21 protein-coding genes and 1 pseudogene are annotated in these 20,747 nt (G+C 66.7%); 13 read left to right on the top strand and 9 right to left on the bottom strand.

The window, feature by feature from the left end; translation table 11 throughout:
* Positions 1 to 204: 204 nt before the first annotated feature.
* A complete protein-coding gene (locus tag J7528_RS12475) occupies positions 205 to 1,395 on the top strand; it encodes an MFS transporter (protein WP_291874662.1) in 1,191 nt (396 codons plus the stop codon).
* Here J7528_RS12475 and J7528_RS12470 read toward each other — a convergent pair whose 3' ends face one another.
* Positions 1,396 to 1,836: an Rrf2 family transcriptional regulator gene (locus J7528_RS12470; RefSeq protein WP_291874660.1), complete on the bottom strand. Its 441-nt coding sequence runs from the start codon at positions 1,834 to 1,836 to the stop codon at positions 1,396 to 1,398.
* 182 nt (positions 1,837 to 2,018) lie between these two features.
* On the opposite strand from J7528_RS12470, the gene J7528_RS12465 reads away from it, so the two are divergent.
* The 3 genes from J7528_RS12465 (at position 2,019) to J7528_RS12455 (ending at position 5,700) form a co-directional block, all read left to right on the top strand.
* On the top strand, positions 2,019 to 4,007 hold the full coding sequence (locus tag J7528_RS12465; RefSeq protein WP_291874658.1) for a potassium transporter Kup: 1,989 nt from the start codon (positions 2,019 to 2,021) through the stop codon (positions 4,005 to 4,007).
* Positions 4,008 to 4,025: 18 nt separating this feature from the next.
* Positions 4,026 to 4,388, top strand: a complete 363-nt coding sequence (locus J7528_RS12460) for a hypothetical protein (protein WP_291874656.1) — start codon at positions 4,026 to 4,028, stop codon at positions 4,386 to 4,388.
* Positions 4,389 to 4,473: 85 nt separating this feature from the next.
* Entirely contained in the window at positions 4,474 to 5,700 is a 1,227-nt protein-coding gene (locus J7528_RS12455; RefSeq protein ID WP_291874654.1) for an argininosuccinate synthase, read from the top strand.
* Positions 5,701 to 5,896: 196 nt separating this feature from the next.
* On the opposite strand, the gene J7528_RS12450 is transcribed toward J7528_RS12455, so the two are convergent.
* A complete protein-coding gene (locus tag J7528_RS12450; RefSeq protein ID WP_291874919.1) occupies positions 5,897 to 6,097 on the bottom strand; it encodes a KTSC domain-containing protein in 201 nt (66 codons plus the stop codon).
* A 150-nt stretch (positions 6,098 to 6,247) separates the two neighbouring features.
* On the opposite strand from J7528_RS12450, the gene J7528_RS12445 reads away from it, so the two are divergent.
* The 3 genes from J7528_RS12445 (at position 6,248) to J7528_RS12435 (ending at position 8,033) form a co-directional block, all read left to right on the top strand.
* A complete protein-coding gene (locus tag J7528_RS12445; RefSeq protein WP_291874652.1) occupies positions 6,248 to 6,655 on the top strand; it encodes an MAPEG family protein in 408 nt (135 codons plus the stop codon).
* A gap of 58 nt (positions 6,656 to 6,713) precedes the next feature.
* Positions 6,714 to 7,346: a LysE family translocator gene (locus tag J7528_RS12440; protein WP_291874650.1), complete on the top strand. Its 633-nt coding sequence runs from the start codon at positions 6,714 to 6,716 to the stop codon at positions 7,344 to 7,346.
* Between the two features lie 96 nt (positions 7,347 to 7,442).
* On the top strand, positions 7,443 to 8,033 hold the full coding sequence (locus J7528_RS12435) for a hypothetical protein (RefSeq protein WP_291874648.1): 591 nt from the start codon (positions 7,443 to 7,445) through the stop codon (positions 8,031 to 8,033).
* 40 nt (positions 8,034 to 8,073) lie between these two features.
* Here the strand turns inward: J7528_RS12435 and J7528_RS12430 are convergent, their stop codons facing one another.
* A complete protein-coding gene (locus J7528_RS12430; RefSeq protein ID WP_291874646.1) occupies positions 8,074 to 8,856 on the bottom strand; it encodes an SDR family NAD(P)-dependent oxidoreductase in 783 nt (260 codons plus the stop codon).
* Positions 8,857 to 8,911: 55 nt separating this feature from the next.
* Here J7528_RS12430 and J7528_RS12425 point away from each other — a divergent pair, with 55 nt between their 5' ends.
* The 3 genes from J7528_RS12425 to J7528_RS12415 are packed head-to-tail and all read left to right on the top strand — an operon-like array spanning position 8,912 to position 10,419.
* Positions 8,912 to 9,319, top strand: a complete 408-nt coding sequence (locus J7528_RS12425) for a YkvA family protein (RefSeq protein WP_291874645.1) — start codon at positions 8,912 to 8,914, stop codon at positions 9,317 to 9,319.
* The gene (locus J7528_RS12420; RefSeq protein ID WP_291874643.1) at positions 9,312 to 9,944 is read left to right on the top strand and encodes a lysoplasmalogenase; all 633 of its coding nucleotides are present in this window, start codon (positions 9,312 to 9,314) and stop codon (positions 9,942 to 9,944) included. The genes J7528_RS12425 and J7528_RS12420 overlap by 8 nt, the downstream gene beginning before the upstream one ends.
* A gap of 19 nt (positions 9,945 to 9,963) precedes the next feature.
* Entirely contained in the window at positions 9,964 to 10,419 is a 456-nt protein-coding gene (locus tag J7528_RS12415) for a nuclear transport factor 2 family protein (RefSeq protein WP_291874641.1), read from the top strand.
* A 12-nt stretch (positions 10,420 to 10,431) separates the two neighbouring features.
* Here the strand turns inward: J7528_RS12415 and J7528_RS12410 are convergent, their stop codons facing one another.
* The 4 genes from J7528_RS12410 to J7528_RS12395 form a co-directional block, all read right to left on the bottom strand.
* Positions 10,432 to 11,730: a hypothetical protein gene (locus J7528_RS12410; RefSeq protein ID WP_291874639.1), complete on the bottom strand. Its 1,299-nt coding sequence runs from the start codon at positions 11,728 to 11,730 to the stop codon at positions 10,432 to 10,434.
* 87 nt (positions 11,731 to 11,817) lie between these two features.
* The gene (locus J7528_RS12405; RefSeq protein ID WP_291874637.1) at positions 11,818 to 13,107 is read right to left on the bottom strand and encodes a hypothetical protein; all 1,290 of its coding nucleotides are present in this window, start codon (positions 13,105 to 13,107) and stop codon (positions 11,818 to 11,820) included.
* Between the two features lie 77 nt (positions 13,108 to 13,184).
* A complete protein-coding gene (locus tag J7528_RS12400) occupies positions 13,185 to 13,703 on the bottom strand; it encodes a GNAT family N-acetyltransferase (protein WP_291874635.1) in 519 nt (172 codons plus the stop codon).
* Positions 13,700 to 14,161: an SAM-dependent methyltransferase gene (locus tag J7528_RS12395; protein ID WP_291874633.1), complete on the bottom strand. Its 462-nt coding sequence runs from the start codon at positions 14,159 to 14,161 to the stop codon at positions 13,700 to 13,702. The genes J7528_RS12400 and J7528_RS12395 overlap by 4 nt, the downstream gene beginning before the upstream one ends.
* Before the next feature lie 57 nt (positions 14,162 to 14,218).
* On the opposite strand from J7528_RS12395, the gene J7528_RS12390 reads away from it, so the two are divergent.
* Both J7528_RS12390 and J7528_RS12385 read left to right on the top strand, forming a co-directional pair.
* Positions 14,219 to 15,403: a cyclopropane-fatty-acyl-phospholipid synthase family protein gene (locus tag J7528_RS12390; protein ID WP_291874631.1), complete on the top strand. Its 1,185-nt coding sequence runs from the start codon at positions 14,219 to 14,221 to the stop codon at positions 15,401 to 15,403.
* A gap of 192 nt (positions 15,404 to 15,595) precedes the next feature.
* Entirely contained in the window at positions 15,596 to 17,005 is a 1,410-nt protein-coding gene (locus J7528_RS12385; protein WP_291874629.1) for an amino acid permease, read from the top strand.
* A gap of 158 nt (positions 17,006 to 17,163) precedes the next feature.
* On the opposite strand, the gene glmS is transcribed toward J7528_RS12385, so the two are convergent.
* Positions 17,164 to 18,984, bottom strand: a complete 1,821-nt coding sequence (glmS, locus tag J7528_RS12380; protein WP_291874627.1) for a glutamine--fructose-6-phosphate transaminase (isomerizing) — start codon at positions 18,982 to 18,984, stop codon at positions 17,164 to 17,166.
* A 160-nt stretch (positions 18,985 to 19,144) separates the two neighbouring features.
* Between glmS and glmM the strand changes: the two genes are divergently transcribed.
* Entirely contained in the window at positions 19,145 to 20,491 is a 1,347-nt protein-coding gene (glmM, locus tag J7528_RS12375) for a phosphoglucosamine mutase (RefSeq protein ID WP_291874626.1), read from the top strand.
* A 31-nt stretch (positions 20,492 to 20,522) separates the two neighbouring features.
* Here the strand turns inward: glmM and J7528_RS12370 are convergent.
* Positions 20,523 to 20,653, bottom strand: a pseudogene (locus J7528_RS12370) (hypothetical protein).
* Positions 20,654 to 20,747 lie beyond the last annotated feature (94 nt).

Below are 20,747 nucleotides of genomic sequence, written 5' to 3'. Positions count from 1 at the left end.
TCGGGTGCAATTTTTCTATGGGTCGGAATCAGCGGCGCTCAAAGCCGCGTCCGAGCGAACGACGAAATGCCTTTCAGGCTTGCGACAACGTTGTCATTTCCTTAGAGAAAATGGACTTCTGCAATGCAGCATGCTCTCGAGACGCGTCGCTTTCCGCCGCGTCGCGTTCGTGCTGCGCCGCCCTTGTGTTTGTGAGGCGTCCGCATGACCACCAAGACCGTCCATCCCGGCTTAGTCCTGGCCGCCCTGGCCCTGGGCGGCTTCTCGATCGGCACGACCGAGTTCGCGTCGATGAGCCTGCTGCCCTATTTCGCCAAGGACCTGGGCGTCGACGCGCCGACGGCTGGCCATGCGATCAGCGCCTATGCGCTGGGCGTGGTGGTCGGGGCGCCGGTGATCGCCGTGGCGGCCGCGCGGTTGCCGCGCCGGGTGATCCTGACGGTGCTGATGGCGGTGTTCGCGGTCGGGCACCTGCTGAGCGCCATTGCGCCGAGTTTCAATTGGCTGATTACCTTCCGGTTCTTCTGCGGCCTGCCGCACGGGGCCTATTTCGGCGTCGCGGCCCTGGTCGCCGCCAGCGTCGCCCCGCCGGAGAAGCGGGCGCGGGCGGTGGCGATGGTGATGATCGGCCTGACCGTGGCGACCATCGTCGGCGTGCCGCTGGCCAATGTGATGGGCCAGTGGATCGGCTGGCGCTGGGGCTTCGTGATCGTCGCCGGCCTGGCCGCCCTGACCGCCCTCTCCGTCTGGCTCTATGCGCCGCGCGTGCCGGCCGATGCGGACGCCAGCCCCTTGCGCGAGCTGTCGGCCCTGGCCAAGGGCCGGGTGTGGCTGACCTTAGGCATCGGCGCGATCGGCTTTGGCGGCATGTTCTGCGTCTACACGTACCTCGCCGACACCATGCTGGCCGTCACCCACGCCTCGCCCGCCGCCCTGCCGGTGGTGCTGGCGGTGTTCGGGGCCGGCATGACGGTGGGGACCCTGGCCTGCGCCTGGGCCGCCGACCGCGCCCTGATCCCGGCCATCGGCGGCATTCTGCTGTGGAGCGCCGGCGCCCTGGCCCTCTATCCGCTGGCCGTCGGCAATCTGTGGAGCCTGATCCCGGTCGTCTTCCTGATCGGCTGCGGCGGGGGGCTGGGCGCGGTGCTGCAGACCCGGCTGATGGACGTGGCCGGCGAAGCCCAGACCCTGGCCGCGGCCCTGAACCACTCGGCCTTCAACACCGCCAACGCCTTGGGCCCCTGGCTGGGCGGCCTGGCCATCGCCGCCGGCTACGGCTGGGCGTCGACCGGCTGGGTCGGCGTCGCCCTGGCCCTGGGCGGCTTCATGATCTGGGTGGTCGCGGCGATCGATGCGCGCCAGCAGAGCCGGCTGTCGCTGGCGGCGGCGGAGTAGCTAGCAGCCCTCGACGGCCGCGTGGGCGCCGTTCAGCAGGTCGGCGACGGTGATCTGGCCCAGGCGCTCATGGGCGGCCCTGTCAGCAGCCTGGATCGCCGAGCGGACGGCGTCGGGGATCTTCTCACCGACCGGGCATCCCTTCACGCCCTTGGGCGCGACGCCCAGGTGCGCGCAGCCGTTCACGGCTTTCAGCACGATATCCAGCGTGATGGTCTCGGCGGGCTTGAGCAGCCACGCCCCGCCATTGGCGCCGGCGCGCGCGCCGATCAGCCCCGCCTTGCCCAGCATGGCGGTGACGCGGCGGACCACGACCGGATTGGTCGGGACCGAGGCGGCGAGCTCGGCGCTGGCCACGGCGCGGTCGGCCGAAAAGGCCTCTTTGTGCGCCAGGTAGGCCAGGGCGTGGGCCGCGACAGGGAATTTCTGACTGTCAGACATCTCAACCGGGAACGTAAGGTTGTCGCTCGCGCGTTCAACTGAAAACTGTTTCATCCTCGCAACGATGAGACGAAGCGACGTTGCGTGATGATTGAACCCGTCGCCGATTGGGTGTATCGCGCCGCGCTTGATCGATATGGGTCGGCCGACCGCATTTTGCGAGGGCGGCCCGGAGGGATTGAATGGCTTCCGAAGCCTCTAGCGCTGCTGGTCCCGACTGCGCGCCCGCGTCTACCGACATTCCGCAACAGGAAGCCCCCCCTTCCAACGGCAATGGCCACGGCCATGGCGACGCGAAGGGCCATGGCTTTTTCGCTCTCGCGCTGGGCTCGATCGGCGTCGTGTTCGGCGATATCGGCACCAGCCCGCTGTACGCCCTGCGCGAGGCCCTGAGCCACGCCCGCTCGTCGGCCTCGACCGAGCATGCGGTGCTGGGCGTGGTGTCGCTGGTCCTGTGGACCATGACCCTGTTCGTGACGATCAAGTACGTCATCTTCTTCATGCGCGCCGACAACAAGGGCGAGGGCGGCACCCTGGCCCTGATGGCCCTGGCCCAGAAGGCGCTGGGCAAGACCGGCCGCAAGCGCTCGATGGCGATCTTCTTCCTGGGCGTGGTCGGCGCGGCGCTGTTCTACGGCGACGGCATCATCACCCCGGCCATCTCGGTGCTGTCGGCGGTGGAAGGCCTGAAGGACGCGCCCGGCGTCGGCCACACCCTGTCGCCCTATATCGTGCCGATCTCGGCCGGCATCCTGATCCTGCTGTTCGCGGTGCAGTCGCGCGGCACCCACAAGATGGCCTCGCTGTTCGGACCGTTCACGGCGGCCTGGTTCCTGATCCTGGGCGCGCTGGGCGCGTTCCACCTGACCGACGACCTGTCGATCTTCCGCGCCGTCAATCCCTGGTACGGTATCCGCTTCCTGCTGGAGAACGGCTTCGTCGGCTTCGTCATCCTGGGCAGCGTGTTCCTGGTCGTGACCGGGGCCGAGGCGCTGTACGCCGACATGGGCCACTTCGGAAAGCGCCCGATCCAGGCCTCGTGGCTGTGCCTGGTCTTCCCCTGCCTGGCCCTGAACTATCTGGGCCAGGGCGCGATGGTGCTGGCCAACCCGACCGCCGGCCGCAACCCGTTCTGGGAGATGGTGCCCAACTTCGCCTACTGGCCCGTGCTGCTGATGGCCACCGTCGCCACCGTCATCGCCAGCCAGGCGGTGATCACCGGCGCCTTCTCGATGACCCAACAGGCCGTGCAGCTGGGCCTGTTGCCTCGCATCGAGATCAAGCGCACGTCCGAGACCCAGGCCGGCCAGATCTTCGTGCCGGCCGTCAATCAGTTCCTGCTGATCGGCGTGCTGGTGCTGCTGTTCATGTTCCAGAGCTCGCACAAGCTGGCCTCGGCCTACGGCATCGCCGTCACCGGCGCGATGTTCGTCGACACCCTGCTGGCCTATGTCGTCATCCGCCGCGTGTGGAAGTGGACCCTGTGGCAGACGGGCCTGCTGCTGATCCCGCTGGTCGCCCTGGACCTGGTCTTCATCGCCTCGAACATGCTGAAGATCCCGGACGGCGCCTGGCTGCCGCTGGTGTTCGGCGCGGTGCTGGTGCTGATCATGTGGACCTGGACGCGCGGGGCCGGGATCCTGACCGCCAAGACCCGCCGCGACAGCGTGCCCCTGGTCGACCTGATGGAGATCCTGCGCGCCCGCGCCCCGCACCGCGCCCCCGGCACGGCGATCTTCCTGACCTCGGATCCCGAGATGACCCCGGTCGCCCTCATGCACAATCTCAAGCACAACAAGGTGCTGCACGAGCGCAACGTCATCCTGACGGTCCGCACCACCGAGACGCCGCGCGTCAACGAGGAAGACCGGGTCAAGATCGAGAAGGTCAACGACGACTTCAAGAAGGTCATCGTCAACTACGGCTTCATGGAAAGTCCCAACATTCCCAAGGCGCTGGCGGTCTGCCGCAAGCAGGGGCTGAAGTTCGACATCATGGCCACCAGCTTCTTCCTGGGACGCCGGTCGATCGTGCCGTCGGCCAATTCGGGCATGCCGCTGTGGCAGGACCGCCTGTTCATCTACCTGATGAAGAATGCGGCCAATCCGACGGACTTCTTCAAGATTCCCCCCGGCCGCGTGGTCGAGCTGGGCGCCCAAGTCACGGTTTAGAGAGTACAATCGCCGCTTATGGAAACGACCCTGCGCGTACTGGGCGACGGTCTGTCGATCGCCGCCCTGGCCATCATCGCCGCCACCGCCCAGGGCGCCTGGAAGCGGATCCCCAAGGGCGTGCCGGTGCCCATGCAGTGGGACTTCGGCGGCAAGCCGACCTGGCGCGCGCCCAAGCCGGTCGCCCTGCTGAGCATTCCGATCGCCTCGATCCTGGTCCTGCTGTCGTTCACCGCCACCCAGGCCACGTTCACCGACGATCCGACCCGGGCGATGATCATCTTCCTGGTCCGCGCCACCCTGGCCGCCAGCCTGGCCCTGAGCCAGCTTTTCCACCTGCGGTTCGTCATCAAGACGTTGCAGGATGAGGGGCAGCTTTAGGGGTCATCTTTAAACTTCTTGACCAACGCGCCCTTTCGCCGTTGAAGGCGCGCGACTTTGTGTTTCTCTCCGGGAAGGACCCCTCATGGCCGACAAGTCCGTGAAGAAGGTCGTGCTCGCCTATTCGGGCGGCCTCGACACCTCGATCATCCTCAAGTGGCTGCAGACCGAGTACGGCGCTGAAGTCATCACCTTCACGGCTGACCTCGGCCAAGGCGAAGAGATCGAGCCGGCCCGCGCCAAGGCGCTGGCCGCCGGCGTCAAGCCCGAGAACATCTTCATCGAGGACGTCCGCGAAGAGTTCGTCCGCGACTTCGTGTTCCCGATGTTCCGCGCCAACACCGTGTACGAAGGCCAGTACCTGCTGGGCACCTCGATCGCGCGTCCGCTGATCGCCAAGAAGCAGATCGAGATCGCCCGCAAGATGGGCGCCGACGCCGTCAGCCACGGCGCGACCGGCAAGGGCAACGACCAGGTCCGCTTCGAGCTCGGCTACTACGGCCTGGAGCCCGACATCCACGTGATCGCCCCGTGGCGCGAGTGGGACTTCAAGTCCCGCGAGGCCCTGCTGGACTTCGCCGAGAAGCACCAGATCCAGATCGCCAAGGACAAGCGCGGCGAAGCCCCGTTCAGCGTTGACGCCAACCTGCTGCACTCGAGCTCGGAAGGTAAGGTCCTGGAAGACCCGGCGGTCGAGGCCCCCGAGTTCGTCCACATGCGCACCATCGCGCCGGAAGACGCCCCGGATGCGCCCACCATCATCACCATCGACTTCGAGAAGGGCGACCCGGTCGCCATCGACGGCGTGGCGATGAGCCCGGCCACCCTGCTGACCAAGCTGAACGAACTGGGCCGCGACAACGGCATCGGCCGCCTGGACCTGGTCGAGAACCGCTTCGTCGGCATGAAGTCGCGCGGCGTCTACGAGACCCCCGGCGGCACCATCCTGCTGGCCGCTCACCGCGGCATCGAGAGCATCACGCTGGACCGCGGCGCCATGCACCTGAAGGACGAGCTGATGCCGAAGTACGCCACGCTGGTGTACAACGGCTTCTGGTTCACGCCCGAGCGCGAGATGCTGCAGGCGGCCATCGACTACAGCCAGCAGAAGGTCACCGGCCGCGTCCGCGTGAAGCTGTACAAGGGCAATGTCACGGTCATCGGCCGCGAGAGCCCCTATAGCCTGTACGACCAGGACCTGGTCACCTTCGAAGAAGGCAAGGTCGCCTACGACCACCGCGACGCCGGCGGCTTCATCAAGCTGAACGCCCTGCGCCTGCGCGTGCTGGCCAAGCGCGACAAGCGCGGCTAGTCGGTTCGGACTGAGCTATCAGAAGGGCGCTGCGGGGAAACCTGCAGCGCCTTTTTCTTATTCCCGTCTCCCCGGCGAAAGCCAGGGCCCAGCTGGAAGAATGCTGGGGTGAACTCTAGGAGCTCAGCGCCTTTCCGGTCAGCCCAAGCACCACGAGATCTGGGTCCCGGCTTTCGCCGGGAAGACGGAATAGGTTTCACACCCGGTTGTACGGATACCGATCGCGGATCATTCGCTGGAAGAACCGGCCCTTCGAAGGCGCCCGGAAGAACGCTCTGCCGACGCGTTCGGGGACGCCGACATAGACGTACGCGTCACCGTCCTGGAAGGTGACGAACAGCTTGCCGTGTTCGGGAGCGTAGTCGATCTCTCGGATCGCCGTGGATTCCACATGCATGGCCATCGAGCCTTTCGCGCGGGGGATCGTTCAGTCCTAGGAGCGATTTAGCGGCCCGAGAGTTCCCAAGGCGAAGTTTGCGCGGCGGCGTTAGCCCGCTAGGCTCCGCTTCGGGGGCGGCCGTCAGAGCCGCCGGGAGGAACACGAAACATGCATCAATCCCACGCGCTCGTGGCGATCGTCACCCTGCTGTCGCTGCTGGTTTATCTCTGGATGATCCTGCGCATTCCCGGCGCGCGCCGGCGTTCGGGCATCGACGCCCCGGCCATGACCGGCCATCCCGAGCTGGAGCGGCATCTGCGCATCCAGGCCAACACCGTCGAGTGGCTGGTCATCTACCTGCCTTCGCTGTGGTTGTTCGCCATCTACTGGAACGACCTGATCGCCGCCGCCCTGGGCGTGGTGTGGATGCTGGGGCGGATCATCTACGCCCTGGGCTATGCCGCCGACCCTAAGAAGCGCGAGCTGGGCTTCATCATCCAGGCGCTGGCGACGGCGGTGCTGTTCTTCGGCGCCCTGGGGCGGGCGATCTGGATCCTGATGGTCATCGGCAACTAGCGGAAGCTTTGCCGGGCCAAGCTTTGCCGAGAGGGGCGCGGAGGCCTATATCCGCGCCATGGACCACCTGCCCGTCGATCCCGCCCGCTATGGCGCCTTCCTGGTCGCCATGTTCGTCATGGCGATCACGCCGGGCCCGGCCAACCTGTTCGCCATCGCCACCGGCATGGAGCGCGGCAAGGGCGCGGCCCTGATCAGCGTGGTGGGCATGAACACCGCCACCCTGGTGTGGTTCGCCTGCTCGGCCCTGGGCCTGGGCGCGCTGATCCTGGCCTTTCCCAAAGCCTTCCACGTCCTGGCCCTGGCCGGCGCGGCCTACCTCGTGTGGCTGGGGCTGAAGTCGCTGTGGGCGGGGTACAAGAACGTCGAGAGCCATGCCTCGGCCACCGTGCGGGCAGGACGCTCGGCGTTCTTCGACGGCTTCATGGTCCAGATCGCCAATCCGAAGGTCCTGCTGTTCTTCTCGGGCGTGCTGCCGCCGTTCCTGGACATCAAGCGCCCGCTGGTCCCGCAGCTGATCATGTTCGCCTGCGCCACCATCGGCATGGACCTGATCAGCATGTCCTCCTACGGCCTGGGCGGGGCGGCGCTTTCCAGCCGGATGAACGAGCCGGGCTTCCGCCGAACTTTTTCGATGCTGGTAGGCGTCCTGCTGATCACGGCCGCCGTATTGATCGTATCCAGAGGCTGATGGTTACGCCGCTGCATCAAACGGCGCCTTGGCGAAACCACAAAGCCCAGCCAGAGTTGTCCTAAACACCGAGGACTCCGCTTGAAGGAGCAAGTCATGTCCATGAAGAAGGTCGCCATCGCCGCGTCGTTGGCTCTCGCCGCGACCTTAGCGGCTTGCGCGACGCCTACCCCGTATCAGCCGCGCGTCACGTCGGGCTCGACCACCGGCGGCTTCTCCGAGCAGCGGCTGGAAAGCGACCGCTATCGGATCAGCTTCGCCGGCAACAGCCTGACCTCGCGCGAGACGGTCGAGCGCTACCTGCTCTATCGGTCGGCCGAACTGACCGTGCAGCAGGGCTACGACTGGTTCGAGACCGCCGACCACCGCACCGACCGCACCGCCCGCTCGTACATCGAGCCCGATCCGTTCGCGCGCCCGGGCTTCGGCTATGGCTATCCGTACGGCTACTGGCGCCCGTCCTGGCGCTATTTCGGCGGCGGTTATGGCTGGCGCACCTGGGACCCGTTCTGGGGTGACCCCTTCTTCGCCGACCGCGCTCAGATCCGCACGGTGGAGCGTTTCGAGGCCGGCGCCGAGATCCTGCTGCACAAGGGCAAGAAGCCGGAAGGCGACCCGCGCGCCTACGACGCCCGCGAGATCATGAGCAACCTGGCCAGCAGCATACAGCGGCCGGAGCCGAAGTAACAAAAAGGGGCCCCGACCGGGGCCCCTTTCCTTTTCCAGTTTACCGCGGCGCCATGCGGATGCCGCCGTCCAGGCGCACGTCTTCGCCGTTGAAGTAGCCGCAGGTGATCATGGTGAGCGCCAGCTGGGCGTACTCCTCCGGATTGCCCAGGCGCTTGGGGAACGGCACCGAGGCCGCCAGGCCCGCCTTCACCGCTTCGGGCGCATTGTTCATCAGCGGGGTGTTGAAGATGCCCGGCAGGATGGTGTTGACGCGGATGCCCTCGCTCATCAGGTCGCGGGCGATCGGCAGGGTCATGCCCACCACGCCGCCCTTCGAGGCCGAATAGGCCGCCTGGCCCATCTGGCCGTCCTCGGCCGCGACGCTGGCGGTGTTGACGATCGCGCCGCGTTCGCCGTCTTCCAGCGGCTCCAGGTCCAGCATGCCCTTGGCCGACTTGGCGATGCAGCGGAACGTGCCGACCAGATTGATCTGGATGATGCGGTCGAAGGCGTCGAGCGGGAAGTGCTTGGTCTCGCCGGTGGCCTTGTCGCGGCTGGCGGTCTTGGCGGCGTTGCCGGTGCCGGCGCAGTTGACCAGGATCCGCTCCTGGCCGTGAGCGGCGCGGGCCTTCTCGAAGCCGGCGTCGACATCGGCGTCGCTGGTCACGTTGACCTTGCAGAACACGCCGCCGATCTCCTTGGCGACCGCTTCGCCCTTCTCCTCGTTGAAGTCGAAGATGGCGACCTTGACGCCCTGGGCGGCCAGGGCGCGGGCGGTGGCCTCGCCGAGGCCCGAAGCGCCCCCGGTGACGACGGCGGCGACGGTGTTGTCGAGTTTCATGGACGTTTCCCCAAAGTTCGCGTTTAGGATCGAGTTTGAAGAGGTGTTTATCCCGATGAGCCGCGACGCCAAACCGTCCCCCGACGTAAACGTCAACGAGGTGCTGGACCCCAAGAAGGCGCTCTCGCCCGTGACCGTGCGCGTCAACGAGGAGAAGGTCCGCGAGGGCTTTCTGCCCAAGATCCGCAAGGTCGCCGCCAAGGTGCCGTTCGCCGCCGACGCCCTGTCGGTCTGGTGGGCCGCCCGCGACCCCGAGACGCCCACGGCGGCCAAGGGCATGATCTTCGCGGCCCTGGCCTATTTCGTCCTGCCCACCGACGCCATTCCCGACATCCTGCCGGCCATCGGCTTCACCGATGACGCCGCCGTGTTCGCGGCCCTGGTGGCGATCCTGGGCAAGACCGTGAAACCCCGCCACAAGGAAGCCGCCCAGGCCTTCCTGCAGAAACTGTCTCATGACTGAGACCATCCTGTGGGCGATCGCGGCCGGTAGCGCCCTCGCCTACGGCCTGGTCTTCGTCCAACAACCCCCGTCCATCCTTCGGACGGTTGTGAAAACCAGCGCCGTCGCGGCCCTCGCGGTGCTGGCCTATCTGGACGGCGGCTCGGTGCTGCTGGCGGTCGCCCTGGCCTTCTGCGCCCTGGGCGACGCCTTCTTGGCCGGGGATCCCAAACGCTGGCTGCCGTTCGGCCTGGGCGCCTTCCTGGTCGGGCACCTGGTCTATATCCCGCTGTTCCTGGAGCATGAGAGCCCGCCGCCCGTTCTGTTCTGGCCGGGCGCGATCGCCGTCGGCGCGGCCGCCGGCCTGATGCTGCGCCTGCTGTGGAGCAGCCTGGGCAAGCTGAAGATTCCGGTCGTGGCCTATGTGCTGGCCATCGTCGGCATGGTGGTCTCCAGTCTGCTGCTGCCCGAACGCGCGATCGCGACCACGATCGGCGCCTTCGCCTTCATGGCCTCGGACGCCATCCTGTCCTTTGACCTGTTCAAGGGCGCCAAGCTGCTCAATTCGCCGCGCCTGACGGCCTGGGCCGTCTGGTTCTTCTATTGGGGCGGACAGGCGGCCATCTGCTGGGGCATGCTCAGCTAGACCTTTCGGAGAGACCGCCATGCTCGCCCTGCTGCTCGCCGCCGCCCTGGTCCAGGCTCCCACCCCGCAGGCCGATCCCGAGGACAAGGCCGTGCTGGCCGTCGCCCAGGCCTTCTTCGACGGTCTGGAAAAGGGCGACGCCGCCGCCATGCGCGCGGCCGTGCTGCCGGACATGCGGATGATGTCCCTGACCACCAAACCCGACGGCAGCGTCGTGACCCGCCGCTTCAGCTTCGAGGAAAGCTTCGGCGCCAAGCCGCCGACCGGGGTCAAGGAATGGATGTGGTCGCCGGTGATCATCCGCCGCGGCGCCCTGGCCACCGTCACCGCGCCTTACGAGGTCTCGGCGAACGGCAAGACCGTTCACTGCGGCATTGATGTCTTCACCCTCGCAAGACAGGACGGCGCCTGGAAGATCGCCAGCATCAGCTGGACGGCCGAACCCGACGCCTGTCCTGAGCTGCGGAAGCTCTAGCCCGCAATAGGCTCAACCCGAGTAGTTGTACTCGGCCTTGCCATAGACCCCCACCAGATCGATCGCGAAGGTCGCCCCGTCGGCCAGGTCGTTCAGGAAGGCGTCGCTGGCGCGGGCGTACATGCCCACGTCCGCCTTGGCCGCCTCGCCCAGCAGCCAGCCGACCATGGCGGCCTTGGTCCCGATGCCGCCTGCGCCGTCGCCGCCATAGGCCGCGAAATAGTCGACGCGGCCGTCGATCAACAGATGGACCTTGGCGTCCGTCGGCGTACCGCCGAAGATCGTGGCGTAGGCCTTCTTGGTGGCGTCGAACAGCGACAGGGCCCCGTATTCGGCGGTGAACTTGGCATTCCCCTCGCCGACCTTGCCCAGATTGACAGCGAAGTTGATGTAGCGATTCTCCAGATTGAAGCTCTGGTAGTAGGCGCTGTTGAGGTTGTTAGCGTTCGGCCCCGTCGCCGAGACCAGGTAGTCGATGCCGCCCAGGCCGGGGATTTTTCCGGTGAAGAACTGATAGGCCAGCGTCGCCACGGTGGTGGTGGAATCGGCCGCCTTGACCAGGTCGGCGATGCCCTGGCTAACGGTCTTGGCCCCGTTGCCGACCAGCAGCGAGGTCTCGAAAGCCGTGCTGGAGCGCAGAATATTGGCCGTGGCGGTGTCGATCTGACCGTTGGTCAGCGACAGGGTCAGGGTGCGGTCGTCGAACTTCAGCTTCTCGATCTCGGCCAGGGCGTCCGTTCCCTGGCTGACATTGGCGGTCGTACGGGTATCGGCGACCACCCAGCCCGTCCCACTCTTGGAGATCTTAAAATTGGCGACGGCGCCGGTGAAGCCGGCCGTATCGGATCCGGAGCCGCCGGTGAGGGTGTCGTTGCCCGCGTCGCCATACATGATGTCGTCGCCGGCCCCGCCCTGCAGCGTGTCGTTGCCGGCCCCGCCGCGCATCTCGTCGTCCTCGGCGGCGCCGGTCAGCTGGTCGTTGCCCGCCAGCAGCAGCTGGATCGCCGCCTGGGCGTCGCCCTTGCGGTATTCGACCCACAGGGTCACCGAGGCCGACACCTCGGTGATGCTGGTCGCGACCACGCCGCCGACATAGCCGATCATGCCGGTCATCACGCCGCCGGTCGGAAAACCGTCGGCGCCGTAGGTGAAGCCCGTCCCGATGACCTCCTGCTTCACCGAGAAGCCGAACACGATCCCGAAATCGAAGACGAACTTGGTCGGCGACCGCTCCGTCGGCGTCGGCAGCGGCGTGGCGTCCGTCGTCAGCAGATCGAATGCGGTGTCGACGCCTACTGTCAGCTTGCCCATGCGCGCCTCCCGAGAAGTCTTTGCGACTTTCAGCCCAGGCGAGAATATCACATACCAACGTTATTTCGTCGAATCGCGCTCCAGCGATCAGCCGTAATAGGCGTACGCGGCCTTGCCATAGACCCCGATGAGGTCGACCGCGAAGGTCGCCCCGTCGGCCAGGTCGGTCAGGAAGGCGTCGTTGGCCTTGGAATACATGCCGACATCGGCCTTGGCGGCCTCGGCCAGCAACCAGCCGACCATGGCCGCCTTGGTCCCGATGCCGCCTGCGCCGTCACCGCCATAGCTGGCGAAATAGTCGACGCGGGTATCGATCAGGGCGTGCACCTTGGCGTCCGTCGGCGTACCGCCGAAGATCGTCGCATAGGCCTTCTTGGTGGCGTCGAACAGCGACAGGGCCCCGTACTCGGCCGTGAACTTGGCGTTCCCCTCGCCGACCTTGCCCAGATTGACCGCGAAATTGATGTAGCGGTTTTCCAGGTTGAAGCTCTGGTAGTAGGCGCTGTTGAGGTTGTTGGCGTTCGGCCCCGTCGCCGAGACCAGGTAGTCGATGCCGCCCAGGCTCGGAATCTTTCCGGTGAAGAACTGATAGGACAGCGTCGCCACCGAGGTCGTCGCGTCGGCCAGCTTGACCAGGTCCGTCACGGCCTGGGCCTTGGTCATGACGTTGTTGGCGACGAAGACCGAGATCTCGGTATAGGCCGTCGCGGACCGCAGGATATTGGTTGTGGCGGTCTCGGTCGTCCGGTCGATGTAGAACAGGGTGATCGACTTGTCGGCGAACTTGAGCGTCTCGATGTAGGTGAGGATGTCGCTGCCCTCGGGACCGGTCTTGTCATAGATCGTCCAGAGGTCGCCCTTCACCCGCGTGATGCCGTAGTTGCTCATCGCTTTCGAATAGACAGCCGCATCGCGCCCCGAGCCGCCATCGATCAGGTCGTTGCCCTCGTCGCCATAGATGACGTCGTCGCCGTCACCACCGGTCAGGATGTCGGTGCCGGTGAAGCCGTGCAGCACGTCCTCGTCGTCGCCGCCCACTATCACGTCGTCGCCACTGAAGAGATAGGCCTGGATGCCCAGATAGTTTCCGGTGGCGAAGAACCCGCTCAGCGTCGCCGCCGATGCCGAGAGTTCCGTGTAGCGCGCCACGATATCCGAGCCGTCATAGACGGTCAGTTCGGTGACCAGGCCGCCGCTGGGATAACCGTTGGCGGCGTAGGTGAAGCCGGTTCCGACAAACACCTCGCGGATGCCGCCGCCTTCGTCGATCTCGAAGCGCGTCGGCGTCTTCACGAACGGCGCCGACAGCTTGGGACCGCTGGTCGCCAGGTCCGAGAAATCCAGCAGATAACCCGATCCGATGATGAAGTTGGCCAACGCCGCTCCCCTTGCCACTCAAGCTTGATAGCTCAACCTTAGATAAGGGAACACGCGCCGTCCGTCGAGAACCAGACCTATCCCACCCGAAACCGCAGCACCGCGCCGTTCCACAGCGCGTCGTCGTGGTCCTCCTCGACGATGTCGCGCACGCCCGGATAGCTGGCGGCCGCCTGGCGCCAGAAGGCCAGGGCGCCGGCATTGCGGCGGACCACCGCTGCCTCCCAGACGCCCCAGGCCGTGCCGAACAAAGCGTGGGCGGCGGCGAGGCCGACCCCGCGCCGACGATGCTTGCGGACCACGAAGAACTCGGCCACCGCCCGGTCGATGGGGCTGCGGGAATGGGCCACATCGTTGACCAGGGCGAAGCCGACTGGCAGGCCGTTGATCCGGAACAGCCAGGCCTCGCGCGCCGGATCGCTCCAGTAGGTGTCGAGTCCCGGATAGCCGGAATACAGCCCGTCCGGACCCAGCTCGCCCTCGACCTCGCGGTCGAACCACAGCTCCGAGAAGTCGTGGATGTAGAGCTGCATCAGGTTGGCGATGATCGGCGCCGCGTCGGCGCCGGCGCGTTCGACGACCAGGTCCCGGCTCACCAGTACTTCTCCATGATCTCGCGCGCCCAGGCCGGCTCGCGGACCTCGCCGCGCGGCGCGAAGCCGCTCATCACCGGCTTGATGTCGAGGACGGGCGTGCCGTCGATGGCGTCCAGGCCCCGGACCTCCAGCACCCGGCCGGCCACCGAAACGATCTCGCAGACCGTGACGCCGATGCGGTTGGGCCGGTTCTTGCCGCGCTGGGCGAAGATGCCGATGCGCGGCCAGTCGGTATTGCCGCGCGGGTGGCGGGCGCCGGTGACGATCTGGGCGTCGGTGACCTTGTCGAAGACATAGATCACCTCGGCGTGGCTGAAGGTTTCCAGCCCCATCAGCGCCTCGTCGTCGAAGCGATCGGGGTCCAGGACGATGCGAGCCAGGCTTTGGCCCCAGTCGTCGTCTTCCGGGACATCGCGGCCGCCTTCGACCCGCCCGACCGGCGTCATAACGATCGACATCGATTTCCTCCGTGTGCGACAGGTTGTCGCGGACGAACCAGTGCTTAAGTTGGTCGGATGATCGAAGCCCTGCTCAGCAAAATGATCAAGACCGGCGACTTCACGGCGCATCTGCCGGGAGGCCGGGTCATCAAGGCGGGAGACGGCACGGGCCCGCCTGTCGCCATCCGCATCAATAGCCGGGGCCTGCGACGCCTGGCCAATCCCAGCCTGGGCCTGGGCGAAGGCTATATGGAAGGCGACATCGTCTTCGAGCAGGGTACGATCGACCAGCTCCTGACCATCGTCGGCGAGAGCGGCGGGCGCAAACCCAAGCGCGGCTCGGGCTTCAGCCGGTTCCGCAAGGCGCTGAAGCGGCGGATCCAGCAGGTCAACGACCGGGTCGCCTCGCGCCGCAACGTCTCGCACCACTACGACCTGTCGAACGACCTGTATCGCCGGTTCCTCGACACCGACATGCAGTACTCCTGCGCCTATTTCGAGCGTCCGGACATGACGCTGGAGGAGGCCCAGGCCGCCAAGAAGGCCCTGATCGGCCGCAAGCTGCTCATCCAGCCGGGCATGAAGACCCTGGACATCGGCTCGGGCTGGGGCGGCCTGTCCATGACCCTGGCCAAGGACTTCGGGGCGCAGATGACGGGCGTGACCCTGTCGACCGAGCAGCTGGCCCTGGCCAAGGAGCGCGCCGAGAAGGCCGGCCTGGCCGACAAGACCGACTTCCGCCTGACCGACTATCGCGACCTGAATGAAAAGTTCGACCGCATCGTCTCGGTGGGCATGCTGGAACACGTCGGCGCCCCGAACTTCCGGACCTATTTCGAGACCATCGCCAAGCTGCTGGACGAGGACGGCGTCGCCCTGGTCCACTCGATCGGCAAGATGCACGGGCCGGGCGCGACCAACGCCTTCACCCAGAAGTACATCTTCCCCGGCGGCTACATCCCCGGCCTGTCGGAGATCGTCACCGCCATCGAACAGGCGGGTCTGTGGATCACCGACGTCGAGATCCTGCGCCTGCACTATGCCGAGACCTGCCGCATCTGGCGCGAGCGGTTCATGGCCGATCCCGACATCCCGACCATGTTCGACGCCCGCTTCCGGCGGATGTGGGAGTTCTATCTGGCCGGGGCCGAGCTGGGCTTCCGGCACGGCGGCCACATGGTCTTCCAGATCCAGCTGGCCAAGAAGCGGGACGCGGTGCCGCTGACGCGGGATTATCTGCTCGCCAAGGCCGCGACCTAACTCCACCCCCGACTATCCCCGCGAAAGCGGGGACCCAAGCTGACGTTCGGGATGTGGCGCGGCCCAACTCCAATCTACCGACTCGGCTTGGGTCCCCGCTTTCGCGGGGATAGTCGGGGGTGGGTGGGAGGCTGGTTGCTAGAGGCCAACCGCGCGGCTATTAGCGCCGCCTGACTGTCCCAAGGAGCCGCCATGGCCCCGTTCCGCGCCGCCGACCTCCTGCGCCGCAAGCCCGTCGCCAATGTCGAGGGCGAGCATCCTCCCGAGAACCTGCACCGCTCGATAGGCCTCTTCCAGCTGACCATGCTGGGCGTCGGCGCGACGATCGGCACCGGCATCTTCGTGGCCCTGACCACGGCCGTGCCGGCGGCGGGTCCGGCGGTGATCGTCTCGTTCGTGCTGGCCGGGATCACGGCGGCGCTGACGGCGCTGTGCTACGCCGAGCTGGCCTCGACCATTCCGGTGTCGGGATCTTCGTACTCGTACGCCTACGCCACCCTGGGCGAGTTCGTCGCCTTCCTGGTCGGGGCGTGCCTGCTGCTGGAATACGCCGTCTCGGCCAGCGCCATCGCCGTGGGCTGGGGGCAGTATCTGAACGAGATGCTGGTCGACCTGGTCGGCTGGAAGATGCCCGATGCGATCGCGAAAGCCCCCGGCGCGGGCGGGATCGTCAACGTGCCGGCCGTGGTGCTGGTCGGGGCCTGCATGATCCTCTTGCTACGGGGCGTGAAGGAGTCGGCGGCGATCAACGCCGTGCTGGTGGTGCTGAAGCTGCTCGTCCTGCTGTTCTTCGTCGTGGTGGCCTTCAGCGGCTTCCACGCCGGCAACCTGACGCCGTTCATGCCGATGGGCGTGGCGGGCGTGGGCGCGGCGGCCTCGTCGATCTTCTTTTCCTATATCGGCATCGACGCGGTCTCGACGGCCGGCGAAGAGGTCAAGGACCCGCGCAAGACCCTGCCGCTGGGCATCGTGCTCTCCCTGCTGATCGTCACCGCCGTCTACATCCTGGTGGCCCTGGCCGCCGTCGGCGCCCAGCCCTGGACCGCGTTCGCGGGGCAGGAAGCTGGCCTCGCCGTGATCCTGCGCAACCTGACGGGCCAGGCCTGGACCTCGCTGGTGCTGTGCGTCGGCGCGATCGTGTCGATCTTCTCGATCACCCTGGTCGTCATGTACGGCCAGACGCGGATCCTCTATGCCATGAGCCGCGACGGCCTGCTGCCCAAGGTGTTCCAGCGCCTGGATCCCAAGACCCACAGCCCGGACTTGAACACCTATATCGTGGCGGTCTTCATCGCCGTGCTGGCGGCGTTCGTGCCGCTGGACGTGCTGGTCAACCTGACCAGCATGGGCACCCTGATCGCCTTCGCCATCGTCTCGCTGGGCGTGATCATCCTGCGCCGCACCCAGCCGGACCTGCCGAGGGGCTACAGGGTCCCGCTGTACCCGGTGCTGCCGGCGCTCAGCGTGGCCTTCTGCGGCTACCTGATCATCGGCCTGCCGCTGGATACTTGGCTGCTGTTCGCGGTGTGGGTGGCGGCGGCTTGCGCGATCTATTTCGGGTACTCGCGGAAGAATTCCCAGCTCAACCAAGCCCAACAATAAACCCGATTTCCCGGCGAAAGCCGGGACCCAGATTCATCCTGAGCGTCTTGGGTGCTCGCGCCTTCGCGCCATGCCAAGATCACAGAGGCTCAGGGTTCGATCTGGGGCCCCGGCTTCGCCGGGGAGATCGGAGTTTTGTCAGGCCAGACGGAGAGAGATCACTCCACCGTCACCGACTTGGCCAGGTTGCGAGGCTGGTCGACGTCCGCGCCCTTCACCACGGCGACGTGGTAGGCCAAGAGCTGGATCGGGGCCGACATCACCAGGGTCGAGACCAGCGGGTCGCTGGCCGGGGCCGTGACCACCACCTTGGCCCCCGCCGGGGCGTGCTTCACACCCTCGGTGTCAGTGATGAAGATCACCTGGCCGCCCCGCGCCATGACCTCGCTCATGTTCGAAGCCGATTTCTCGAAATAGCTGTCGTGCGGCGCCAGGATGACGATCGGGGTCTGGTCGTCCACGAGGGCGATCGGCCCGTGCTTCAGCTCGCCAGCGGCGTAGCCCTCGGCGTGGATGTAGCTGATTTCCTTCAGCTTCAGCGCGCCTTCCAGGGCCAGGGCCGACATCGGGCCACGGCCCAGATAGAGGACGTCCCGCGCCTTGGCGACGTCGGCGGCGATCTCCTTGATGGCGTCTTCCAGGCCGATGGCCTCGGCGATCAGGCGGGGAGCCTCCAGCAGCACCTTCACGAGGCGCTGTTCCTCGGCGGCGTCGATCGTCCCGCGCGCCTTGGCGGCGGCGATGGCCAGGGCGATCATCACGCTGACCTGGGCGGTGAAGGCCTTGGTCGAGGCGACGCCGATCTCGGGACCGCAGTGGATCGGCCACACGACATCGACCTCGCGGGCCATGGTCGATTCCTGGGCGTTGACGACCACCGCGCTCTTCATGCCCTTGGCCTTGCAGTAGCGCAGGGCCGCCAGGGTGTCGGCGGTCTCGCCCGACTGCGACATGGCCACAACCAGCGAACCCGAGCGCAGGGCCGGCGTGCGGTAGCGGAACTCCGAGGCGATCTCGACGTCCACCGGCAGGTCGGCCAGCTGCTCGATCAGGTACTTGCCGACCATGCCCGCGATGAACGAGGTGCCGCACGCGACGATCTGGATCCGGTCCAGCTTGGAAAAATCGATGTCGCCCGGGACCGACGCGCGCGAGGTCAGGGTGTCGACATAGGCCGAGATCGTCCGCTGGCATCCTTCCGGCTGATCATGGATCTCCTTCTCCATGAAGTGGCGGTAGTTGCCCTTCTCCAGCATCACCGCCGAGGTCGGCACCACCCGCACCGGCCGGGTCACGGCCACGCCAGAGGCGTCGAAGATGCGGTAGCTGTCGTGGTCCAGGGCCACGTAGTCGCCCTCGTCCAGATAGACGACGCGGTTGGTGAAGGGACCCACGGCCAGGGCGTCCGAGCCCAGGAACATCTCGCCCTGGCCCTCGCCGACCACCAGCGGGCTGCCGCGGCGGGCGCCCAAAACGAGATTGGCCTCGCCCTCGATCAGAACCGCCAGGGCATAGGCGCCAGTCAGGCGGTCCAGGGTCGCCTTGAAGGCGTCCAGCGGGGCCAGGCCCGTGGCCAGCTCGGCGTCGATCAGGTGGGCGATGACCTCGGTGTCGGTGTCGCTGGAGAACGTGCGGCCGGCGGCGGCCAGTTCTGCCTTCAGCTCGGCGAAGTTCTCGATGATGCCGTTGTGGACCAGGGTGACGCGGCCGGCGGTGTGCGGGTGGGCGTTCTGGACGTTGGGCGCGCCGTGCGTGGCCCAGCGGGTGTGGCCGATGCCGGTTTGCGCGACCAGCGGGTCCTCGGCGACCACGGCTTCAAGCGCCTTGATCTTGCCCTTGGCCCGGCGGCGCTCGACCTTGCCGCCGACCACGCCCGCGATGCCAGCCGAGTCGTAGCCCCGATATTCCAGCCGCTTGAGGCTCTCGATCAGACGCTCGGCGACGGGCTTGTTTCCGACGATGCCGATAATGCCGCACATGGGCCATGATCCCTTGTAGAACGCGTCGACAGGACTATCCCTATCCACGCGAGGATTTCGAGAGCGGCCTTTAGCACCGGCTAAACATCGTCTCCCGTAAATCTGCATTTCGGATCGTTTCGCGTCCGAAGCTTGGCCTTGAAGAGACGATAAGAAGACCATGAGCAAGCGCGCCTATTTCGGCACCGACGGCATCCGGGGCCAGGCCAACAAGCATCCGATGACGGCCGAGGTCGCCCTGCGCGTCGGCCTGGCCGCCGGCAAGCTGTTCCGCTCGCAGGACGAGCGCCGCCACCTGGTGGTGATCGGCAAGGACACCCGCCTGTCGGGCTACATGATCGAGCCGGCCCTGGTGGCCGGCCTGACCAGCGTCGGCATGGACGTACGCCTGTTTGGCCCCCTGCCGACCCCGGCCGTGGCGATGATGACCCGCTCGATGCGCGCCGACCTCGGGATCATGATCTCGGCCTCGCATAACAATTTCGCCGACAACGGCATCAAGCTGTTCGGCCCCGACGGCTACAAGCTCTCGGACGAGCAAGAGCTGAAGATCGAGGCCCTGATGGACGAGGGCCTGCAGGAGGGCCTCGCCGCCCCCCGGGACCTCGGCCGCGTCAAGCGCATCGACGACGCCCAGGCCCGCTATGTCGAGATCGTCAAGGCGACCTTCCCGCGTCACCTGAACCTGTCGGGCCTGCGCATCGTCATCGATTGCGCCAACGGCGCCGCCTACAAGGTCGCCCCGACCGCCCTCTACGAGCTGGGCGCCGAGGTCATCGCCCTGGGCGACACGCCGGACGGCACCAACATCAACGAGGAGTGCGGCTCGACCCATCCCGAGGCCATGGCCAAGATGGTCCGCGAGTACCGCGCCGACATCGGCATCGCCCTGGACGGCGACGCCGACCGCCTGGTGATCTGCGACGAGAAGGGCGTGGTCGTCGACGGCGACCAGATCATGGCCATTATCGCCGCCGCCTCGCACAAGGCCGGCACGCTGAAGGGCGGCGGCGTCGTCGCCACCGTCATGTCGAACCTGGGCCTGGAGCGCCAGCTCGCCACCCTCGGCCTGACCCTGGAACGCACCGCCGTGGGCGACCGCTACGTGATGCAGCGCATGCGCGAGGGCGGCTTCAATGTCGGCGGCGAGCAGTCGGGCCACCTGATCCTGTCGGACTTCTCGACCACGGGCGACGGCCTGATCGCCGCCCTGCAGGTGCTGGCCGTGATGATCGAGACCGGCAAGCCAATGAGCGCGCTGGGCCGTCAGTTCGAACCGGTGCCGCAGCTCCTGGAAAACGTCCGCTTCGCCGGCGGCAAGCCGCTGGAGGCCAAGGCGGTCAAGGACGCCATCGCCGACGGCGAGAGCCAGCTCAACGGCTCGGGCCGCATCGTCGTGCGCGCCTCGGGCACCGAACCCCTGATCCGCATCATGGCCGAGGGCGATGACCCGGCGCTGGTCAAGAAGGTGGTGAAGTCGATCGTCGGGGCGGTGAAGGCGGTTTAAGGGCGGGAAAGCGCCCCCTCCGTCACGTCGCCTATCGGCGCCGCGCCACCTCCCCCGCAAGCGGGGCAGGAGGGAGCGCCTTCTCCTCACCCGTGAAACGGGGGAGGTGGATCGCTGCGGATACGCAGCGAGACGGAGGGGGCGCTCTCCCGCTCCAAACACTCAAGGCTTTGCCTTTCCCGCAAAAACCTCCATCATGTAGAAAAGGATCCCATATTTCGGGATCCACGTGATGGAGGAAGACATGCAGCGTATC

This window comes from Caulobacter sp. (assembly GCF_017744445.1).
Classification (GTDB): domain Bacteria; phylum Pseudomonadota; class Alphaproteobacteria; order Caulobacterales; family Caulobacteraceae; genus Caulobacter.
This window is presented reverse-complemented; position numbering and strand designations above follow the sequence as displayed.

Excerpts from the sequence above, each read along its gene's own strand:
- J7528_RS12475 (WP_291874662.1), top strand. The coding sequence starts at position 205 with ATGACCACCAAGACCGTCCATCCCGGCTTAGTCCTGGCCGCCCTGGCC.
- J7528_RS12470 (WP_291874660.1), bottom strand. The coding sequence starts at position 1,836 with ATGTCTGACAGTCAGAAATTCCCTGTCGCGGCCCACGCCCTGGCCTAC.
- J7528_RS12465 (WP_291874658.1), top strand. The coding sequence starts at position 2,019 with ATGGCTTCCGAAGCCTCTAGCGCTGCTGGTCCCGACTGCGCGCCCGCG.
- J7528_RS12460 (WP_291874656.1), top strand. The coding sequence starts at position 4,026 with ATGGAAACGACCCTGCGCGTACTGGGCGACGGTCTGTCGATCGCCGCC.
- J7528_RS12455 (WP_291874654.1), top strand. The coding sequence starts at position 4,474 with ATGGCCGACAAGTCCGTGAAGAAGGTCGTGCTCGCCTATTCGGGCGGC.
- J7528_RS12450 (WP_291874919.1), bottom strand. The coding sequence starts at position 6,097 with ATGCATGTGGAATCCACGGCGATCCGAGAGATCGACTACGCTCCCGAA.
- J7528_RS12445 (WP_291874652.1), top strand. The coding sequence starts at position 6,248 with ATGCATCAATCCCACGCGCTCGTGGCGATCGTCACCCTGCTGTCGCTG.
- J7528_RS12440 (WP_291874650.1), top strand. The coding sequence starts at position 6,714 with ATGGACCACCTGCCCGTCGATCCCGCCCGCTATGGCGCCTTCCTGGTC.
- J7528_RS12435 (WP_291874648.1), top strand. The coding sequence starts at position 7,443 with ATGTCCATGAAGAAGGTCGCCATCGCCGCGTCGTTGGCTCTCGCCGCG.
- J7528_RS12430 (WP_291874646.1), bottom strand. The coding sequence starts at position 8,856 with ATGAAACTCGACAACACCGTCGCCGCCGTCGTCACCGGGGGCGCTTCG.
- J7528_RS12425 (WP_291874645.1), top strand. The coding sequence starts at position 8,912 with ATGAGCCGCGACGCCAAACCGTCCCCCGACGTAAACGTCAACGAGGTG.
- J7528_RS12420 (WP_291874643.1), top strand. The coding sequence starts at position 9,312 with ATGACTGAGACCATCCTGTGGGCGATCGCGGCCGGTAGCGCCCTCGCC.
- J7528_RS12415 (WP_291874641.1), top strand. The coding sequence starts at position 9,964 with ATGCTCGCCCTGCTGCTCGCCGCCGCCCTGGTCCAGGCTCCCACCCCG.
- J7528_RS12410 (WP_291874639.1), bottom strand. The coding sequence starts at position 11,730 with ATGGGCAAGCTGACAGTAGGCGTCGACACCGCATTCGATCTGCTGACG.
- J7528_RS12395 (WP_291874633.1), bottom strand. The coding sequence starts at position 14,161 with ATGTCGATCGTTATGACGCCGGTCGGGCGGGTCGAAGGCGGCCGCGAT.
- J7528_RS12390 (WP_291874631.1), top strand. The coding sequence starts at position 14,219 with ATGATCGAAGCCCTGCTCAGCAAAATGATCAAGACCGGCGACTTCACG.
- J7528_RS12385 (WP_291874629.1), top strand. The coding sequence starts at position 15,596 with ATGGCCCCGTTCCGCGCCGCCGACCTCCTGCGCCGCAAGCCCGTCGCC.
- glmS (WP_291874627.1), bottom strand. The coding sequence starts at position 18,984 with ATGTGCGGCATTATCGGCATCGTCGGAAACAAGCCCGTCGCCGAGCGT.
- glmM (WP_291874626.1), top strand. The coding sequence starts at position 19,145 with ATGAGCAAGCGCGCCTATTTCGGCACCGACGGCATCCGGGGCCAGGCC.